The organism is Kitasatospora sp. A2-31 (genome assembly GCF_022288725.1).
GTDB lineage: Bacteria > Actinomycetota > Actinomycetes > Streptomycetales > Streptomycetaceae > Kitasatospora.
Map to the genome: position 1 here is coordinate 1 of NZ_JAKNTA010000025.1, position 17,784 is coordinate 17,784.

The window sequence follows — 17,784 nt, forward strand, 5'->3', positions numbered from 1 at the left end:
CCCCGCCGTACGGCAGCGGGTACGACGAAGGGCCCGCCCCTCGCGGAGCGGACCCTTTCACCGGTGACGGCCGGGGCTCAGTCCCCGATCAGCGCGTCCACGAAGGCACCCGGCTCGAACGGCGCCAGGTCGTCCGCGCCCTCGCCGAGACCGATCAGCTTGACCGGCACGCCCAGCTCGCGCTGGACCGCGACCACGATGCCGCCCTTCGCCGTGCCGTCCAGCTTGGTCAGCACGATGCCGGTGATGTCGACCACCTCGGCGAAGACCCGGGCCTGGATCAGCCCGTTCTGACCGGTGGTGGCGTCCAGCACCAGCAGCACCTCGTCCACCGGGCCGTGCTTCTCGACGACCCGCTTGACCTTGCCCAGCTCGTCCATCAGGCCGGTCTTGGTGTGCAGCCGGCCGGCGGTGTCGACCAGGACGGTGTCGGCGCCCTCGGCGATGCCCTCCTTGACCGCGTCGAACGCGATCGAGGCCGGGTCGCCGCCCTCGGGGCCGCGCACGGTCCGCGCGCCGACCCGCTCGCCCCAGGTCTGCAGCTGGTCCGCGGCGGCGGCACGGAAGGTGTCGGCCGCGCCGAGCACCACCTTGCGCCCGTCGGCCACCAGCACCCGGGCCAGCTTGCCGGTGGTGGTGGTCTTGCCGACGCCGTTGACGCCGACGACCAGGACGACCGCCGGGCCCTCCTGGTGCTTGGTGGAGTGGACGGTGCGGTCGGCGTCCTTGCCGATCAGCTCGACGAGCTCCTCGCGCAGCAGCCCGCGCAGCTCCTCCGGGGTGCGGGTGCCGAGCACCTTCACCCGGGTGCGGAGCCGCTCGACCAGCTCCTGGGTGGGGGCCACGCCGACGTCGGCGGTGAGCAGGGTCTCCTCGATCTCCTCCCAGGTGTCCTCGTCCAGGTGCTCCCGCGAGAGCAGCGAGAGCAGGCCCTTGCCGAGCGAGTTCTGCGAACGCGAGAGCCGGGACCGCAGCCGGACGAGCCGGCCGGCGGTGGGCTCGGGGACTTCGAGGGCCGGGGCCTCCTCCTCGACCGTCTCGGGGACGGTCACGGCCTCGGCCTCGGGAAGCTCCACCTCCTCGACGGTGCGGCGGGGCTCCTCGGTCGGCGGCGCGGCCTCCTCGCCGACCTGGGGCTCGCTCGGGGTGGGCTTGGGCGCCGTGATGACCGGCGCCTGCGACTTCGGGGGCAGTTGCTGGCGTCGTCTGCCGGAAACGACGAGGCCGGCGATCGCGGCAATGGCGACCACGGCGATGACTACGGCAAGGATCACGTATTCCATAACGGAACCCAGTATCCGTGACGGGGCTCCGGATGAACCGCAGCCGGGCCACACCGGTGCCCCGGGACCTCCCCGGACCACACCGATGCCCGGGCGCCCCGGTGCCCGGCCACACCGATGCCCGGCCGCCCCGGTGCCCGGCCGCACCGGTGCCCGGAGCCGCCCGGGGAGGGCGGACGGCCCGCCGCGAACCCCGGACGGTCGCGGCCGCCCTACCGCAGGCGCTGGCTGATCACCTGGGAGATGCCGTCGCCCTTCATGGTCACGCCGTACAGGGCGTCGGCGGACTCCATGGTGAGCTTCTGGTGGGTGATCACGATCAACTGGGAGCTCTCCCGCAGCTCCTCCATGATCGCGACGAGCCGGCGCAGGTTGGTCTCGTCGAGCGCAGCCTCCACCTCGTCCATGACGTAGAACGGGCTGGGCCGGGCCTTGAAGATCGACACCAGCATCGCCACGGCGGTCAGCGAGCGCTCGCCGCCGGAGAGCAGCGAGAGCCGCTTGACCTTCTTGCCCGGCGGGCGGGCCTCCACCTCGACGCCGGTGGTCAGCATCGACTCCGGGTCGGTCAGCACCAGCCGGCCCTCCCCGCCCGGGAACAACCGTGCGAAGACGCCCTCGAACTGGGCCGCGGTGTCGTGGAACGCCGAGGTGAACAGCTGCTCGACCCGCTCGTCCACGTCCTTGACGATGTCCAGCAGGTCGCGCCGGCTCCGCTTGAGGTCGTCCAGTTGCTCACCGAGGAACCGGTGCCGCTCCTCCAGCGCCGCGAACTCCTCCAGGGCCAGCGGGTTCACCTTGCCGAGCTGCTGGAAGGCCTTCTCGGCCGCCCTCAGCCGCTTCTCCTGCTCCGCCCGGTCGTACGGGCGCGGCTCGCCGGCCTCCCGGCCGTCCCCGGCGGCGCCGTCGGCGGCCGACGGCGGGACGAGCCGGTCCGGGCCGTACGAGGCGAGCAGCTCGCCGGCTTCGATGCCGAACTCCTCCAAGGCCCGGGACTCCAGCTGCTCGATCCGCAGCCGCTTCTCGGCCCGCAGCACCTCGTCCCGGTGCCCGGCGTCGACCAGCTTGTCCAGCTCCGCCTTGAGCTCGCGGCCGTGTTCCCGGTGCTCCCTGAGCTCCGCCTCGCGTTCGGCGCGCGCCTGCTCGACGGCGGCCCGGCCGGCGTCCGCCCGGGCCAGCGACACCTCCAGGCAGGCGAGCAGCTGCCGGGCTCCCGCCGCGACGGCGTTCGCCACCCCGGTGTCGTGCTCGGCCCGCCGACGGCGCTCGGCCGCCCGGTCCCGCGCCTCGCGCTCGGCCCGGGCGGCCCGGTCCAGCTGGTCCGCACGGCCGTTCAGCGCCCGCACCCGCTCCTCGAGGGTGCGCACGGCGAGCCGCGCCTCCAGCTCGCCCTGCCGGGCGGCGGCCGCGGCGCCGGCCAGCCGCTGCTGCTCGGCCGGGTCCGGCTCGTCCTCGCCCTCCTCCGCCGACTCCTCGGCGACCGCGAGCCGCTCGGCCAGTTCCTCGGCGGCGGCCAGCAGCCGGGCCAGGTCCTCCTCCGCCCGGGTGGCGGCCGCGGTGAGGCGTTCGGCCTCCCCTGCGGCGGCCCGGGACTGCCCGCCGAGCCGGCCGAGCGCACCGGCGACCTCGGCCCGCTCCTTCTCGGCCCGGCGCCGGTCGGCGCCAAGACGCTCCAGCTCGGCCGCCGACTCCCGGCGCAGCTCGGTGAGTTCGGTCAGCCGCTCGGCAGAGGCGGCGCAGCGGCCGGCCAGTCGCTCGATCGCGCGGGCGGTCTCGTCGACCGCCGCCTGGGTCTCCAGCAGGCTCGGTGCGCCGCCCGCGCCGCCGTGCGCGAAACCCGCGCCGAGTCGATCGCCCTCGGCGGTCACCGCGGTCAGGGCGGGTTGGGCGGCCACCAGCGCGACCGCCTCGTCGAGCGAGCCGACCACCGCGACCCCGGCCAGCAGCGCCCGCACGGCCGGCCGCAACTCGGCCGGGCCGTCGACCAGGTCGGCCGCCCAACGGACTCCGGCGGGCAACTGCCCGGCCGGGGTGGACGGTTCGGGTGCACCGGCGATCAGCAGGGCGGCCCGGCCGGCGTCCTCCTTGCGCAGCAGGCGCAGCGCCTCGGCCGCGGTGCCGGGCGAGGCGACCGCCACCGCGTCGGCCGCCGCGCCGAACGCCGCCGCAAGGGCGGTCTCGTGGCCGGGGGCGATCCGCAGCAGCGCCGCGGCCGGGCCGAGCAGGCCGGCCAGCCGGTCGCCGGCCGCCAGCAGCGCCCCGGTGCCGTCCTTGCGGCGCAGTCCCAGCGCCAGTGCCTCGTGCCGTGCGGTCAGCCCGGCCCGCTCGCGCTCGGCGGCGCCGGCCGCCTCCCGGGCGGCGGCGAGGTCCTGCTCGACGGCGGCCAGGCGCTCGCGGGCCGCCTCGTGCACGGCGTCGGCCCGCTCGTCCTCCCCCGCCGAGCCCTCGACCTGCGCGCGCAGCTCCTCGTACTCCTGCCGGGCCGCTCCGGCGCGCAGCAGCGCCTCGTCCCGGGCCTCGGCGAGCCGGCCGGTCTCGGCCTCGGCGGCGACCGCCCGGGAGCGCGCGGCCGCGGCCTGCCCCTGGAGGCGGGCCAGGCCCTCCCGGCGGTCCGCGATCGCCCGGGCGGCGTCCTTCAGCCGCCGCTCCTCCGTGGCGAGCTCGCGCTCCAGCTCGCCCCGGGTCTCGACCGCCTCGGCGAGCGCGTACTGGGCCTCCTCCAGCGCCTCGGCCAGCGCCGCCTCCTCCTCCCGGACCCGCTCGGCCTCCCGCTCCAGCTCCTCCGGATCCCGCCCGCGCCGCTCCTCGGTCCGTGCGCCGGCGGCCGCGTGCCGCGCCCTCGCCTCGGCCAGGCCGACCGTGCCTCGGGTGCGCTCGGCCAGCGCGGAGAGCCGGTACCAGGTCTGCCGGGCCGCTTCCAGGCCCGGGCCGAGCTGTTGGACCTGCGCCTCCAGGACGGCCTCGCGCTGGATCGCGCGGGCCAGCTCCTGCTCGACGGTGGAGCGGCGCAGCTTCAGCGCCAGCTCGTCGGCGACCTCGGCCTCGACGGCCCTGCGCAGACCGAGGAGGTCGTCGGCGAGCAGGCGCAGCCGGGCGTCGCGCAGGTCCGCCTGGATGCCCGCGGCGCGCCGCGCGATCTTCGCCTGCCGGCCGAGCGGGCCGAGTTGGCGACGCAGTTCGGCCACCAGGTCCTGAACGCGGTTGAGGTTGACCTGCATCGCGTCCAGCTTCCGCAGCGCCTTCTCCTTGCGCTTGCGGTGCTTGAGGACACCGGCGGCCTCCTCGATGAAGGCGCGGCGGCCCATCGGGTCGGCGTGGAGGACGGAGTCGAGCTGCCCCTGGCCGACGATGACGTGCATCTCCCGGCCGATGCCGGAGTCGGAGAGGAGCTCCTGGATGTCGAGAAGCCGGCAGGTGTCGCCGTTGAGCGCGTACTCGCTGCCGCCGTTGCGGAACATGGTCCGGGTGATGGTCACCTCGGCGTACTCGATCGGCAGCGCGCCGTCGGAGTTGTCGATGGTGAGGCTGACCTCGGCGCGGCCGAGCGGGGCGCGCCCGCTGGTCCCGGCGAAGATGACGTCCTCCATCTTGCCGCCGCGCAGCGACTTGGCGCCCTGCTCCCCCATGACCCAGGAGAGCGCGTCCACCACGTTGGACTTCCCGGAGCCGTTGGGCCCCACCACGCAGGTGATGCCGGGCTCGAACCGCAGGGTGGTGGCGGAGGCGAAGGACTTGAACCCGCGCAGGGTCAGGCTCTTCAGGTGCACGCGCCGGACTCCTCTTCGCTCGCCGGGGCCCTCGGCCGACCAGGGGCCCCGCGGCGACTGTATCCGGCCATGACCGGCGCGAACGCCCCCGGACACGACGAAGGGACGCCACGAGGCGTCCCTTGCAAGCTGCGTCCCTAGCGGGGCGGCTCAGTGCACAACGGCGTCGATCTTCGGTGACCGGGCGGGACTCAGGTGAGAGCCGGCTCCCGCTGGTCCAGATCGATGCTGTTGAGCAGCGAGTGCTCGTCAGCGACAGCGGTGAGCGCGTCGTTCTCAGCCTGCATCCGAAGGAGCTCCGCTTCGAGGTCCTGGACGCGCCGCTGAAGCCGTCGCATCTCGGAGAGCATTCGCGGGTCGGGGCCGCCGACGTACCCGAGAAGCGCCTTTGCCATGATGAATGGTCCTCCACGCTGAGTGACCGAACCGGAACGGTACAGGTCTAGGGGGAAGGGGGACGCACGCGCGGCGCGCACCGGCAGTGCTGGCTGGGCACTACGGCGCAACCGCCGTGAGCTGGGCTCACGAGGGCAGACACCTACCGGGACAACGCGGTCGTGTGCGCGGGCTTCCAGCGTCTCACCAAAGACGGAAAGGGTCAACACGATCACCGCACGCTACCGCGCCCCTGTCACCTGCCTGGCGGTGTGGTCACGCCGGGCGGCCTCGGGCCGGTCCACCAACGGGGCTCGTGGATCATCGTTCGATGCGGAGTCAACCACGAGTCTGCCCCGATGGCAACCGTATGACACCGGCCGTTGCCGATCGTTTCGTGCCCGCCCGGTCCGCGAGCCGCCGGGACCCGCCTGAACACCGGGCTCTGCGGGCCCCGGCGGGGCTCAGCGGATCTCGAAACCCTCGTAGCCGGAGCCGACGGCGGTCCAGATCTCGGTCACACCGCTGACACTGCCGGGCGTGTCGGGGCCGCGCAGCAGGGCCAGCAACTGCTCGCACTCGAGCGCGAGGCCCTCGGCCACCACCTGGACCCGGCCGTCACCGAGGTTGCTCGCGTAGCCGGTCAGGCCGATCTCCAGCGCCCGCGCCCTGGTCCACCAGCGGAACCCGACCTGCTGGACCTTCCCCCGGACCCAGGCGGTCACCCGGACCGGTTCATCGCTGTGCGCTTCACGACCGTGCATGGGCCCGACCCTATCCGCAGCGGAGGTGACCCGCTTCACGGTGCGGCGACGGGACCCTCGACGGTCCACCCCGGGCTGTGGATCTCGACCCGCAGCTCCCCGCGCCGCGTCTCCTCGCCGCAGCCGCGGCAGACCCACGCCGGATCGTACGGGTGCGGCTCGTGACCCTCGGGCTCGTGCCGCAGACCGACCGGGTGCTCGGGCAGCTGCCAGCGGTCGCCCCAGGCCCGCAGCGCGTGGATGAGCGGTGCGAGGTCCCGGCCGGCCTCGGTGAGGTGGTACTCGTAGCGGGGCGGCCGCTCGCTGTACGCGCGGCGCTCGACCACCCCGGCCTCCTCCAGCGCCCGCAGCCGGGCGGTGAGCCGGTCGCGCGGGGCACCGGTGTTGCGGGCGATCCGGTCGAAGCGGTGGTTGCCGTAGAACAGCTCGCGGACGGCGAGCAGTGCCCACTTCTCCCCCACCACGTGGAGCGCGGCGGCGATCGAGCAGGGCCGCCCGGGGAGGACGGGCGGGGCCGGGGGCGTGCTGGAGGTCACAGCGCCAGCCTGCCACACGGGGTCGCATTCTCAAACGCACCCGGTCGGTCGCGGACGCGACGGCGCCCGCCCGGTGGGTACCGGGCGGGCGCCGCGGGTCCGGTTGCGACGGCCCGGTCAGAACCCTCCGCCGAAGTCCCCGCCGCCACCGAAGTCGCCGCCTCCGCCGAAGTCCCCGCCGCCACCGAAGTCGCCGCCGCCGAACCCGCCGCCGAAGTCGGAGGAGTCGTAGTCGGCGCCGGAGTGGTCGCCGCCGTCGTAGTCCGGGCCGGAGTCGACCGGGGCCGCGTACGCGGGGGAGCCCATCATCGAGCCGAGCGCGGTGCCCACCAGCAGGCCGGGCAGCAGGCCGCCGCCGTAGCCGCCGAAGTACCCGCCCGCCCACGGGCCGTACGCCGGGCCGGCGTTCCAGTACGGCTGGGGGCCGTGGTCGGTCGGGACGGTCCGGACGTCCGGGTCCCGGCCGGCCGCCAGCCGGTCGGCGTCGGCCCGGCAGACCGGGACGGTGCGCACGGCGCCGCCGGCCGGGGCCCAGTCGGCGTCCTGCACCGAGGGACCGTGCCGGGGGTCGAAGAAGCACGGCGGGCGGCGGTCCGGCAGCGGCCTGCCCTCCCGCCGGGCGGCCAGCGTGGCCAGCGCGAAGCGGCCGTCCTCCAGCGCCTCGGTGACCGGCCGGACGTCCTCCGGGCCCTTCGCCCCGTCCATGCTCCGCTTGGCCCGCTCGTACGCGTCGAGGGCGTGCGAGTAGTCGGCGCGCTGGACGTCGTCGGCGTCCGCGGCGCCCGGATCGAAGTCGAGCCGGTCGAGCTCCTCCCCGAAGGCCGTGATGTCCTCGTCCACCACCCGGCGCAGCTGCTCCAGCTCGGCCCGGCGCTGTTCCTCCTTGCGCTTCCGCGACCGGCGGAACAGCAGGAACACGCCCGTGCCGGCCAGCGCCAGCAGGGCCAGCGGGACGACGATCGCGGCGGTGGAGACGCCGCCCGCGGCGCCGTCCACCCCATGACCCTTCACCTGCGGCGCGGCGGTGTCGACGAAGTCGTTCAGGACGGCGTCGATGTCGCCGGGGTGCGAGCGGAAGGACGCGCCGGCGATCCGCTCGGCGCTCTGGCTCGGCAGCGCCGCCTTGTCCGAGCGGGCCTGGAACTGGTCGCCGCGCCAGATGCCGTAGGTACCGGTGATGCCGACCTTGGTCCGCAGGTCGTTGAAGACCGTCGTGGCGCCGTACGGATCGGCGGCCGGGACCACCGCGATGAAGATCGGCTTGTCCGCCTTGCGGATCTTCTCGGTCAGGGCGTCGGCCTGGCCCTGGCCGAACCGGCCCGCCATCGCCGGGTCGACGTACACCCGGCCCTGCTTGAGGGAGGCGGCCGCGTCGTCCAACCCGCCGGCCGCGGAGGCCGCGGGGGCCAGCAGGAGCAGCAGCCCCAGCAGCGCCGCCAGCAGGGCCAGCGGCCCGGCGCTCCGGGAACGTCGTGGAGCAAGGGTTCTCATGCCACCGACGCTACCGCCAGCGGCGTCGCGGCACGGCATACCGCTCGTGCACCACTTCCCGGCACCGACCCCACCGTCCGCCGGGGGCCGCCCCCTCCTCGGGGATGATGTTCGCCCGCCCGCCCCTGAACCCGCCCGCGGCGGGAACCCGGCAGCCGGCCCGGACGTACGACCCGGCGGGGCCCGGACGGAACCCGGGGCGGCCCGACCGTACCCCGGGACCAGGCATAGTGGTGACCGGACCTGGTTCCCATGACCTTCTCTTGACCTTCCCCTCCCGACCTTCCCCTCCTGACCTTCTCTCGATCGGAGCACTGGGTGTTCATCGGCCTCGTCACCGCCGTGGCGGCCTCCGCCTGCTACGGCACCGGTTCGGTCCTGCAGGCCGTCGGATCGCGTCGCTCCGCCAGGGAGGAGGCCGCCGCCGGGGGTGCCTCGGCCGGCACCACCGCGCACGGCGGGCCCAGCCTCGCCTCCACCGCGAAGGCCGCCGTCACCTGGGAGTTCATCCTCGGCACGGTGCTCGACTTCATCGGCTTCGGGCTCGGCGCGCTGGCCGCGCGGCTGCTGCCGCTGTTCCTTTCGCAGACCATCATCAGCGCCAACCTGGTGATCACCGCGGTGCTCAGCATCAAGCTGCTCGGCATCCGCCTCAAGCAGTTGGAGTGGGCCTCGATCGGCGTGCTCTGCTCGGCGCTGGTGCTGCTCGCCGTCTCGGCGGGACCGGAGGGCGGCCACCACGCGGACATGTCCTTCCACTGGTGGCTGCTGGCGGTCACCACCGTGCTGCTGGTCGGCGGCAGCCTGCTGGTGCGGCGGATGGGCGCCAACGGGGCGATCGTCGCCGGTCTGCTCTCCGGGCTCGGCTTCGGCGCGCTCGGCGTCGGCGTGCGCATCCTCAACGGCATCGAGCCGTTCGAGCTCGGCGCGCTGCTCTCCGACCCGGCGCTGTACGCGATCCTGATCGGCGGGATCGGCGGCATGTACGTGCACACCGTCGCCCTGCAGATCGGCTCGGTGAACGGGGCCACCGCCGCCCTGGTGGTCGGCGAGACGGTGCTGCCCGGTGCGGTCGGCGTCCTGTGGCTCGGGGACAGCTCCAAGGACGGCCTGGCCTGGCTCGGCGTGGCCGGCTTCCTGCTCGCCGTCGTCTCGGCGGTCGGCGTCGCCTACTTCGGCCAGGACACCCACGGCCCGGCGCAGCCGGCCGCCCCGGCCGAGCCCGAACTGGCGAAGAGCTGACCGGTGCCGTCTAGCTCCCGCTGCGGGCGCGCGGGATGCGCTGGCAGCGGGGGCAGAAGTAGCTGGACCGGTTCATCCAGGCGGCCCGCCGGATCGCCGTGCCGCAGCGGCGGCACGGCTCCGCCTCCCGGCCGTAGGCGTCCAGGTCCCGGGAGAAGTAGCCGCTCTCGCCGTTCACGTTGACGTAGAGGCTGTCGAAGCTGGTGCCGCCGACGGCCAGGGCCGCGGTCATCACGTCCCGCGCGCTGGCCAGCAGGAGCGCGGCCTGAGGGCGGGTCAGCGAGGCGGTCGGGCGGTCGTAGTGCAGCCGGGAGCGCCAGAGCGCCTCGTCGGCGTAGATGTTGCCCACGCCGCTGATCAGGGACTGGTCCAGCAGGGCCCGCTTGACCGTGGTGCGCCGCGCGCGCAGCGCGGAGACGAACGCGGCGTCGTCGAAGCGCCGGTCGAGCGGGTCTCGGGCGATGTGCGCGATGGAGACCGGCGTGCCCTCGGGGTCGTCCGGCTCGGCCTCCTCGACCGCTAGGCCGCCGAAGGTCCGCTGGTCCACGAAGCGCAGCTCGCGCCCGCCGTCGGTGAACCGCAGCCGCACCCGAAGGTGGGTCTCGTCCGGCGCCGAGGGGTCCTGTACGAGGAGCTGGCCGCTCATCCCGAGGTGGCCGATCAGCGAGAAGCCCGCCCCGGCGCCGGCCAGCGGCAGCCAGAGGTACTTGCCGCGGCGCTGCGCGGTGCCGAGCACGGTACCGGTGAGCCGGGCGGCGAAGTCCGCCGCCCCGGCCGGCTGGCGACGCACCGCACGCGGGTGCAGCACGTCGACACCGGCCACCGTCCGCCCGGCGACCCAGGCGGCCAGGCCACGGCGGACGACCTCTACCTCGGGGAGTTCAGGCACCTCGACAGCCTTCCGGCGCGCGGGAACGGGCAGGAGGAAGGGTACTGCGCGCTCAGGCGGCGCCGCTGGGCAGGCGGTCGGCGTACTTCTCCTTGATCGCCCGCCAGGCGCTCTCCGCGGCCTTCTGCTCGGCTTCCTTCTTGGAACGGCCGACGCCGCTGCCGAAGTCCTCGCCGGCCACCCGGGCCGCCGCGGTGAAGGTCTTCTCGTGGTCCGGACCGGACTCCTCGACCACGTACTCGGGCACCCCGATGCCCACCGAGGCGGTGAGCTCCTGGAGGCTGGTCTTCCAGTCCAGGCCGGCGCCCAGCTGAGAGGACTCCTCGATCAGCGGGTCGAACAGGCGGTGGACGAACTCGGTCGCCGCCTCCAGGCCCTGGTCCAGGTAGATGGCCCCGATCACGGCCTCGACGGTGTCGGCGAGGATCGACGACTTGTCGCGGCCGCCGGTGCCCTCCTCGCCCTTGCCGAGGCGGATGAACGAGCCGAGGTCCAGGCCCCGGCCGACGTCGGCCAGCGCCCGCGAGTTGACCACCGCGGCGCGCAGCTTGGCGAGCGTGCCCTCCGGGACGTCCGGGTGGACGCGGTAGAGGGTGTCGGTCACCACCAGGCCCAGCACCGAGTCGCCGAGGAACTCCAGGCGCTCGTTGGTGGGCAGCCCGCCGTTCTCGTACGCGTACGAGCGGTGGGTCAGGGCGCGTACCAGAAGGGCGCGCTCGAGTACGTACCCGAGGCGCCCTTCCAGGACGTCGTATTCGGTCGAAGCCGGCCCGCCGGCCTTTCCGCCGCCCGAAGTAGCCTTCGAGGCGGTGGCCGCCTTGCGGGAGGAGTTACCGTCCGACATCGATCCGTGCACCCCGCCGATCAGACCGAGAGGACCTGGCGACGGTTGTACGTGCCGCAGCTCGGGCACGCGATGTGCGCCAGCTTCGGCTCGTGGCAGCGGTCGCACGCCACGAGGGCCGGGGCAACGGCCTTCCAGTTGGAACGGCGGTGGCGCGTGTTGCTGCGCGACATCTTCCGCTTCGGAACAGCCACGGCTACTTCTCCTGGTTCTCGGCGAGACCCTCACGGGTGTCGCTGTTCTTGATTCCCCGCCGCCGATCAGCGGCGTCGCCGCGGGCCTCGTCGCCGTGGTCGGCGGAGAGTCCCTGCAGAGCCGCCCACCGGGGGTCGACGGCGTCGTGGTGGTGTGCCGGGTCGTCGCTCAGGCGCGCTCCGCACTCGGAGCACAGGCCCAGGCAGTCTTCCTGGCACACCGGCTGCAGCGGCAGTGCGAGCACCACCGCGTCACGCAGCACCGGCTGGAGGTCGAAGAAGTCGCCCTCCAGACGGTAAGTCTCTTCCTCCGAGTCCTCGTCGAGGTCCTCGGTCCCGGCGGTCCGGGCGCGGTGGCGCTCGTCGGACTCCGGGTAGTAGTACAGCTCCTGGAAGTCCACGTCGATGTCGAAGTCGACGGGCTCCAGGCACCGCACGCACTCGCCCTCGACGTGGGTCTCGGCGGTGCCGGTCACCAGCACGCCCTCGACCACCGACTCCAGGCGAAGGTCCAGCCGGATCTCGCTGTTCTCCGGGACGCCGATCACATCGATGATCCCGAGGCCCTCGGGGGCCTCCAGGGTGCGGGACACCTTGCGCAGCGAGCCCGGGCGACGTCCCAGCTCGTGCGTGTCGAACACGAGGGGGTCGCGGTGGTCGAGGCGGTTCAAGGTGTCCTGACTTCCTGAGAAAACTGATGCGCGGCGCTGCTCGCCGGACGATGCGCGGGCAGACCGACGGCCCGACACGGAGAGGCCGGAGTGGTCAGACTACCGGAGTCTCCCGCCAGGCCCAACTTCGGCCCCGACCGGCCCCGGCGGTGCACGCCCGTCACCGGCCGCCGAGCTCCCGCAGCCTGGTCATGTCGATCATGCTGGTGTCGAAGAAGCTGGTCTCGTCCAGGCCGGCCTGCTGGTGCGGCACGGCCGGCGGGACGGCCGGCTGCTGCGGGTAGCCCCCGCCGGCCTCCGGCACGGGGTGGCCCCACTCGTCGTACTGCTGCGCCTGGTAGCCCTGTTGGGGCTGCGGGTAGCCGTAGCCGCCCTGCTGGCCGCCGTCCTGGTAGCCCTGCTGCGGCTGCTGCTGCGGGTAGCCGTACTGCGCGCCGTACGGGTCGGCCTGGCCGGCCGGGTCGAAGCCGCCGCCGTACACCTCGGCGTACTGGCCGCCGGGCTGCTGCGCGGCCCCGTACTGGTCGACGCCGGGCTGCTGCCAGCCGGCCGCGGCCGGGGTCTGCTCCGGCCAGGTCTGCTGCTGCGGCACCTCCTCGCGGTACCACGGCACCTCCTCGCCGTCGGCGTCGGTGGCGAAGCCCGCCGCGACCGCCTCGGCGCGGTCCTTGGCCTGCTGGGCCTGGTCGGCGGCGGCCAGGTAGGCGCCCAGCTCGTCGATCGGGCGCTTGCCGAGCAGCTTGTCCCGGCCCTTGCCGACCGCCTCCAGGGTCGCGCTGAGCACGTTCTCCAGGGTGGCGAGCTTCACATCGACGTACTCGTCGACCTCCGGGCTCGGGCTGATCCCCTGCGGCTGGAACTCCTCGCCGTCGGTCTCGCCGTCGTGGTCGGCCTCGAAGACGCTGGAGTCCCCGCGCAGCTTGGTCCGGCCGCGGCCGACCGCACCGAGCGTCTTGGTGAGGACGACCTCGAAGTTGGCCAGCTTGCTGTCCACGTAGTCGTCGGCCTCGGCGCGCTTGGCGTCGACCTCGGCGCGGGCCTCGGCGAGGATCCGGTCGGCCTCGGCCTGGGCCCGGCGGACCACCTCGGTGTCGGAGATCAGCGAACCGCGCTCGGTGTGCGCGCCGTGGATGATCCGCTCGGCCTCGGCCTGGGCGTCGGCCACCACCTGCTCGTGGTCGGCCATCACCGACTGGGCCTGGGCCAGCTCGGCGGGCAGCGCCTCCCTGAGCTCCTGGAGCAGGCCGATCAGCTCGGCCCGGTTCACGACGCAGGAGGCAGACATGGGCATCGAGCGGGCGTTCTCGACGGCCGCGACGATCTCGTCGACCTTGTTCTGCACGTCCACGGGACTCCGTCTTTCCGTGTGCCGCCGACGCTCCGGCGGAGGCAGGCCCGGCGCGGTGGAGCTCACCGCAGGGCAGGACTACAGACTGTACGGCCACTGCGGGCCGAGGTCACAACGACCGGGCCCCGGCGCCCGACCGGGTCCGGGGCAAGTGGTGACGAACCGGCAGAAACGGACCGAACGACGGGTGCCTGCAGGCGGACCGCCTACTGCTGCGCCTTACGCTCCGCGATCCGCTCGACCAGCCGGCGGTGCACCACCTCGGGCAGCAGGTGCGAGACGTCGCCCCCGTACGAGGCGACCTCCTTGACCAGCGTGGAGGACAGGAAGCTGTACGTCGGCGAGGTGGGCACGAAGAGCGTCTCGACACCGGTCAGGCCGTGGTTCATCTGGGCCATCTGCAGCTCGTAGTCGAAGTCGCTGACGGCGCGCAGCCCCTTGACGATCGCCGGGATGCCGCGGTCCCGGCAGAAGTCCACCAGCAGGCCGAGGTGCGACTCGACCACGATGTTCCCGTAGGGCGCCGTGACCTCCTCGATCAGGGCGATCCGCTCGTCGATGGTGAACATGCCCTGCTTGTTCCGGTTGACCGCGACGGCGACGTGCACCACGTCGTACAGCTTCGAGGCGCGCTCGATGATGTCGAGGTGACCGTTGGTGATCGGGTCGAACGAACCGGGGCAGACGGCGCGGCGCATGGCGTGGTGCTCCCTCGTGGGTGACGGGTGCTGCGGGCCTCCTCGGCCCGCTAGGGGTGGTGGCGGGTCTCGGCGGCGGCGCGACCGTACCAGAGGGTGCCCTCGCCGTAGCGGCGGGAGCGCAGCACCTCGAAACCGTCCGGCCAGCCGAACTCACCGCCGCGGGTGCTGCGCTCCACGGTGACGAGTGCGTCGTCCGCGAGCCAGCCCCCCGCCGACAGTGTGATCAGCATCTCGCGCACCTCGTCGTCGGTGACGACGTACGGCGGGTCGAGGAAGACCAGGGCGTACGGGTCCTCCGGGGCGGGCCCGGCGATCACCTTCTCGGCCCGGGCGGCCTTCACCAGCACCCCGGGGAGGCCGACGATCCGGACGTTCTCCCGGATCACCCGGGCCGCCTGGGCGTCCGCCTCGACCAGCAGGACGTGCTCGGCCCCGCGGGACAGCGCCTCCAGGCCGACCGCGCCCGACCCGCCGAACAGGTCCAGCATCCGGGCCCCGTGCAGGGTGCCGCGCAGCGACTCCAGGGTGGAGAACATCGCCTCGCGGGCCTTGTCGGAGGTCGGGCGGGTGCCCCGGCCGGGCGGTACGGCCAGCCGGCGGCCGCCGGCCGCCCCGGCGATGACGCGGGTCATGGTGGTGGGAGGTCCTTTCGTCGCTGCCCGACCACGCTATCCCGCCCCGGGCGCGGGTGGGCGCCCCCGGCCCCCGACGGCGCACAGCCCCGCCGGACGGGCCGGCGGGGCTGTGCGGGGCTGTACAGGGCTGGGCAGGGCTGGGCGGGGCCGTTGGCTCAGCCCGCGTCCGCCCCCGCGGACTGTGCCGGGATCGCCGCACCGAGGAGCGCCGGGGAGGCGTAGCGGGACCAGGAGAGGCAGCCGTCGGGCGGGCAGAACTCGGGGCGGCGCGGGTCGTGCCCGAGCTCGCGCAGCTTGGTGCGGACGGAGTCGGGCGTGCGGCCGAAGCGGGCGGCGATCCGGGCGATGGTCTCGCCGTCGTGGAACCGCCGGACCAGCTCCTCCTCGTGCTGCGGCACCCAGGGGGCGCCGTGGCCGGGGTAGAGCTCGCGCAGCACGTCGCGGTCGGGGATGGGCTCGGAGACGTCGGCGACGATCGCCAGGGCCCGGAGCGCGCGGTTCAGCGCGATCCGCAGCGAGGCGACGTCCTCGACCGGCAGGCGGAGCTTGCCCGAGGCGAGGGGCGCGGCCGCCTCCCCCTCGCGCCAGCCGGTCAGGGTGAGGGTGACCTCGCGGTCGTCGTCGCTGGCGAGTTCGATCCGGAAGACCTTGTCGCCCAGCGGGAGCTCGTTGAGATGACGGAATGCCATGGCAGGACCCCCAAATGTCGTGCCGGATACGCACCTTGGGGGTGCGTCCCGAACAACTACATTCTCTCCCGGGGGTCTGACATCGCGGCGGCCCGTGCGCCCGCCCTCAGCCCTTCTCCATGTAGGCCGCGCGGTCCGCGTCGAGCAGGCTCTCCAGTGCGGTGCGCAGCTCCGGATGGGCGGTCAGGTCGGGGTCCGCGGCGACCAGCCGGGTGGCCTCGGCGCGCGCGGCCACGATGACCTCCTCGTCCTCCAGCACGGAGAGCACCTTCAGCGAGGACTTCACCCCGGACTGCGCCTGGCCCAGCACGTCGCCCTCGCGGCGCTGTTCGAGGTCGATCCGGGAGAGCTCGAAGCCGTCCAGGGTGGCCGCCACCGCGTCCAGCCGGGCGCGGGCCGCGCTCGCCGCGGGCATGTCGCTGACCAGCAGGCAGAGGCCGGCCGCGCTGCCGCGCCCGACCCGGCCGCGCAGCTGGTGCAGCTGGGAGACGCCGAAGCGGTCGGCATCCATGATCACCATGGCGGTCGAGTTCGGTACGTTCACGCCGACCTCGATCACCGTGGTGGCGACCAGCACGTCGACCTCGCCGGCGGCGAACCGGCGCATCACCTCGTCCTTGGCGTCCGGGGCCAGCCGGCCGTGCAGGATCTCCACCCGCAGCCCGGCCAGCGGGCCCTTCACCAGCATCTCGGCGGTCTCCACGACGGAGAGCGGGGGCCGGCGCTCGTCGCTGTCGGCGCCGGTGTCCGCGACGTCCTCCAGGTCCTCCTCGGCGGCCTTGCGCCGCTTCCTCGGCTCGGTGGGCTCCTCGTCCCCGATGCGGGGGCAGACCACGTACGCCTGGTGGCCCTTGGCCACCTCCTCGCGGACCCGCTCCCAGGCCCGGGCCAGGAAGTTGGGCTTCTCCACGGCCGGGACGACGTGGGTGGAGATCGGCGAGCGGCCGGCCGGCAGCTGGTCCAGCACGGACGTCTCCAAGTCCCCGAAGACGGTCATCGCGACCGTGCGCGGGATCGGGGTGGCCGTCATCACCAGCAGGTGCGGCGGCTGCTCGCCCTTGGCCCGCAGCGCGTCCCGCTGCTCGACGCCGAAGCGGTGCTGCTCGTCCACCACGACCAGGCCGAGGTCCTGGAACTGCACCTTGTCCTCGATCAGCGCATGGGTGCCGATCGCGATGCCGGCGTCGCCGCAGGCCATGTCGAGCAGCGCCTGGCGGCGGGCGGGAACGCCCATCGAGCCGGTCAGCAGCACGACGCGGGTGCCGAGGTCCGAGCCGCCGAGCATGCCGCCCTCGGCGAGGTCGCCCATCATCTCGACGATCGAGCGGTGGTGCTGCTGCGCGAGGACCTCGGTGGGCGCCAGCAGCACGGCCTGGCCGCCCGCGTCGACCACGGCCAGCATGGCCCGCAGCGCGACGAGCGTCTTCCCGGAGCCGACCTCGCCCTGGAGCAGCCGGTGCATCGGGTGCTCGCTCGCCAGGTCGGCGGCGATCTCGGCGGAGACCTTCTGCTGGCCCTCGGTGAGGGTGAACGGGAGCCGGGCGTCGAAGGCGTCCAGCAGGCCGTCCGGGCGCGGCCTGCGCGGGACGGCGGGCAGCGCGGAGTCGGCGGCCCGGCGCCGGGCGAGGGCGACCTGGAGGACGAAGGCCTCGTCCCAGCGGAGCCGGCTCTGGGCCCGCTCGCGGTCGGCCTGGCTGCGCGGCCGGTGGATCAGCTCCAGCGCCTCGGGCAGCGGGATCAGGTCGTGCCGCTCGCGCAGTTCGGCGGGCAGCGGCTCGCCGACGTCGGCCAGGTGCTTGGTGAGCGCGGTCTCGATGCAGATGGACAGCTTCCAGCTGGGCATCTGGGCGCTGGCTCCGTACACCGGGATGAGCCGGCCGGCGAACTGCCGGGCGGCGTCGGAGCCGGCCTCCTCGTCGAGCAGCTGGTAGTCCGGCGAGACGAGCTGGCGGCTCCGGTTGAAGACGCCGACCTTGCCGGCGAACAGGCCCTGGGCGCCCGCCTTCAGCTCCTTCTGCCGCCAGCCCTGGTTGAAGAAGACCAGCGAGAGCCGGCTGCGGCCGTCGGTGACGACGACCTCCAGGCGGTCGCCCTTGCGCCCGCGGAACGGGATCAGGGTGACCTTCTCGATCCGGGCCAGCACGGTGACGTGCTCGTCGATCTCCAGCTCGTCCAGGCTGGTGAGCTGGCCGCGTTCGACGTAGCGGCGCGGATAGTGGTGCAGCAGGTCGCCGACCGTGCGCAGCTTGAGGCTGTCGGCGAGCACCTTGGCGGTGCGGTCGCCGACGAGCTTGGTCAGTGGTTCATCGAGAGCGCCCATCAGGCCCCTGTTTACACCACCGCACCGACATTCCG

The 17,784-nt window shown here is 74.0% G+C and carries 16 protein-coding genes; 1 reads left to right on the top strand and 15 read right to left on the bottom strand.

The features are described 5' to 3' along the window. Positions 1 to 77 precede the first annotated feature (77 nt). The 6 genes from ftsY to MCM47_RS36670 all read right to left on the bottom strand — a co-directional run bounded on the left by ftsY (position 78) and on the right by MCM47_RS36670 (position 8,216). The gene (gene ftsY / locus MCM47_RS36645) at positions 78 to 1,283 is read right to left on the bottom strand and encodes a signal recognition particle-docking protein FtsY (RefSeq protein ID WP_238951348.1); all 1,206 of its coding nucleotides are present in this window, start codon (positions 1,281 to 1,283) and stop codon (positions 78 to 80) included. 212 nt (positions 1,284 to 1,495) lie between these two features. Beyond that, complete coding sequence (smc, locus tag MCM47_RS36650) at positions 1,496 to 5,050, bottom strand: chromosome segregation protein SMC (protein WP_238951349.1); 3,555 nt, start codon at positions 5,048 to 5,050, stop codon at positions 1,496 to 1,498. A gap of 191 nt (positions 5,051 to 5,241) precedes the next feature. Continuing rightward, positions 5,242 to 5,445, bottom strand: a complete 204-nt coding sequence (locus MCM47_RS36655) for a hypothetical protein (RefSeq protein WP_238951350.1) — start codon at positions 5,443 to 5,445, stop codon at positions 5,242 to 5,244. Between the two features lie 444 nt (positions 5,446 to 5,889). Beyond that, entirely contained in the window at positions 5,890 to 6,189 is a 300-nt protein-coding gene (locus tag MCM47_RS36660) for an acylphosphatase (RefSeq protein ID WP_238951351.1), read from the bottom strand. Between the two features lie 35 nt (positions 6,190 to 6,224). Further along, a complete protein-coding gene (locus MCM47_RS36665; protein WP_238951352.1) occupies positions 6,225 to 6,725 on the bottom strand; it encodes a helix-turn-helix domain-containing protein in 501 nt (166 codons plus the stop codon). Positions 6,726 to 6,842: 117 nt separating this feature from the next. Continuing rightward, entirely contained in the window at positions 6,843 to 8,216 is a 1,374-nt protein-coding gene (locus tag MCM47_RS36670; RefSeq protein WP_238951353.1) for a transmembrane domain-containing protein, read from the bottom strand. Positions 8,217 to 8,534: 318 nt separating this feature from the next. Here MCM47_RS36670 and MCM47_RS36675 point away from each other — a divergent pair, with 318 nt between their 5' ends. Further along, the gene (locus MCM47_RS36675; protein WP_238951354.1) at positions 8,535 to 9,458 is read left to right on the top strand and encodes a hypothetical protein; all 924 of its coding nucleotides are present in this window, start codon (positions 8,535 to 8,537) and stop codon (positions 9,456 to 9,458) included. Positions 9,459 to 9,468: 10 nt separating this feature from the next. On the opposite strand, the gene mutM is transcribed toward MCM47_RS36675, so the two are convergent. The 9 genes from mutM to recG form a co-directional block, all read right to left on the bottom strand. Beyond that, complete coding sequence (gene mutM / locus MCM47_RS36680; protein WP_238951355.1) at positions 9,469 to 10,347, bottom strand: bifunctional DNA-formamidopyrimidine glycosylase/DNA-(apurinic or apyrimidinic site) lyase; 879 nt, start codon at positions 10,345 to 10,347, stop codon at positions 9,469 to 9,471. Between the two features lie 52 nt (positions 10,348 to 10,399). Beyond that, positions 10,400 to 11,191: a ribonuclease III gene (gene rnc, locus MCM47_RS36685; RefSeq protein ID WP_238951356.1), complete on the bottom strand. Its 792-nt coding sequence runs from the start codon at positions 11,189 to 11,191 to the stop codon at positions 10,400 to 10,402. Positions 11,192 to 11,211: 20 nt separating this feature from the next. Continuing rightward, positions 11,212 to 11,385 (bottom strand): 50S ribosomal protein L32, encoded by a 174-nt coding sequence (gene rpmF, locus MCM47_RS36690; RefSeq protein WP_030275709.1) that lies wholly within the window; start codon positions 11,383 to 11,385, stop codon positions 11,212 to 11,214. Between the two features lie 2 nt (positions 11,386 to 11,387). Beyond that, on the bottom strand, positions 11,388 to 12,056 hold the full coding sequence (locus MCM47_RS36695) for a DUF177 domain-containing protein (protein WP_238951357.1): 669 nt from the start codon (positions 12,054 to 12,056) through the stop codon (positions 11,388 to 11,390). Positions 12,057 to 12,216: 160 nt separating this feature from the next. After that, positions 12,217 to 13,404, bottom strand: a complete 1,188-nt coding sequence (locus tag MCM47_RS36700) for an ATP synthase F0 subunit B (protein WP_238951358.1) — start codon at positions 13,402 to 13,404, stop codon at positions 12,217 to 12,219. A gap of 206 nt (positions 13,405 to 13,610) precedes the next feature. Further along, complete coding sequence (gene coaD, locus MCM47_RS36705; protein ID WP_238951359.1) at positions 13,611 to 14,102, bottom strand: pantetheine-phosphate adenylyltransferase; 492 nt, start codon at positions 14,100 to 14,102, stop codon at positions 13,611 to 13,613. Positions 14,103 to 14,152: 50 nt separating this feature from the next. Then, a complete protein-coding gene (rsmD, locus tag MCM47_RS36710) occupies positions 14,153 to 14,737 on the bottom strand; it encodes a 16S rRNA (guanine(966)-N(2))-methyltransferase RsmD (protein ID WP_238951360.1) in 585 nt (194 codons plus the stop codon). Between the two features lie 158 nt (positions 14,738 to 14,895). Next, positions 14,896 to 15,429: a hypothetical protein gene (locus MCM47_RS36715; protein WP_238951361.1), complete on the bottom strand. Its 534-nt coding sequence runs from the start codon at positions 15,427 to 15,429 to the stop codon at positions 14,896 to 14,898. A 106-nt stretch (positions 15,430 to 15,535) separates the two neighbouring features. Next, entirely contained in the window at positions 15,536 to 17,749 is a 2,214-nt protein-coding gene (gene recG, locus MCM47_RS36720; RefSeq protein ID WP_238951362.1) for an ATP-dependent DNA helicase RecG, read from the bottom strand. Between the last annotated feature and the right edge of the window lie 35 nt (positions 17,750 to 17,784).

Coding starts and splice junctions, on each gene's coding strand:
- ftsY (WP_238951348.1), bottom strand. CDS start 1,283: ATGGAATACGTGATCCTTGCCGTAGTCATCGCCGTGGTCGCCATTGCC.
- MCM47_RS36655 (WP_238951350.1), bottom strand. CDS start 5,445: ATGGCAAAGGCGCTTCTCGGGTACGTCGGCGGCCCCGACCCGCGAATG.
- MCM47_RS36660 (WP_238951351.1), bottom strand. CDS start 6,189: ATGCACGGTCGTGAAGCGCACAGCGATGAACCGGTCCGGGTGACCGCC.
- MCM47_RS36670 (WP_238951353.1), bottom strand. CDS start 8,216: ATGAGAACCCTTGCTCCACGACGTTCCCGGAGCGCCGGGCCGCTGGCC.
- rnc (WP_238951356.1), bottom strand. CDS start 11,191: ATGTCGGACGGTAACTCCTCCCGCAAGGCGGCCACCGCCTCGAAGGCT.
- coaD (WP_238951359.1), bottom strand. CDS start 14,102: ATGCGCCGCGCCGTCTGCCCCGGTTCGTTCGACCCGATCACCAACGGT.
- rsmD (WP_238951360.1), bottom strand. CDS start 14,737: ATGACCCGCGTCATCGCCGGGGCGGCCGGCGGCCGCCGGCTGGCCGTA.
- MCM47_RS36715 (WP_238951361.1), bottom strand. CDS start 15,429: ATGGCATTCCGTCATCTCAACGAGCTCCCGCTGGGCGACAAGGTCTTC.
- recG (WP_238951362.1), bottom strand. CDS start 17,749: ATGGGCGCTCTCGATGAACCACTGACCAAGCTCGTCGGCGACCGCACC.